The sequence below is a fragment of the Spirosoma knui genome (assembly GCF_054780635.1).
The window spans coordinates 1-520 of sequence record NZ_BAAGVY010000041.1 but is presented as its reverse complement, the minus strand read 5'-3'; the positions used below and the strand labels follow the sequence as shown (position 1 = coordinate 520).

Below are 520 nucleotides of genomic sequence, written 5' to 3'. Positions count from 1 at the left end.
GTGACAACCGGACAAGGGTAAACTCGGCGACTGGGGCTAAGTCGTAACAAGGTAGCCGTACCGGAAGGTGCGGCTGGAACACCTCCTTTCTGGAGCCATATTTGATACTTCTTTTGATGTTAATATGCAAAGATCTGGGCTTGTAGCTCAGGTGGTTAGAGCGCTACACTGATAATGTAGAGGTCCGTGGTTCGAGTCCACGCAGGCCCACGCAAGTAAACAAATAGGGGGGATTAGCTCAGCTGGCTAGAGCACCTGCTTTGCAAGCAGGGGGTCAACGGTTCGAATCCGTTATTCTCCACATGAACCATTCGGGTTCATTCGTTCTTTGACCTACAGGGAGAGACTGAAGCTGGTGAGAGCCAGCTTCGGGTGATAAGCAAGTAGAAGAGTTGCTCAAGAGTTGAACATAAGCGTGTGAACACGCAGCAAAAGGGCGTCTGGGGGATGCCTAAGGCTTCTGGTGGCGATGAAGGACGTGGCAAGCGACGAAACGCTTAGGGGACCCGCTGGCAGGGGC

Annotated in this window: 2 tRNA genes and 1 rRNA gene; all 3 read left to right on the top strand. The window is 52.9% G+C overall.

What is annotated here, in order from left to right:
* Positions 1-89: ribosomal RNA gene (locus ACYVIY_RS28665) — 16S ribosomal RNA — on the top strand; the annotation flags it as partial.
* Positions 90-136: 47 nt separating this feature from the next.
* Positions 137-210: transfer RNA gene (locus ACYVIY_RS28660), tRNA-Ile, on the top strand.
* A 17-nt stretch (positions 211-227) separates the two neighbouring features.
* A tRNA-Ala gene (locus tag ACYVIY_RS28655) sits at positions 228-301 on the top strand.
* The last annotated feature ends 219 nt before the right edge of the window (positions 302-520 follow it).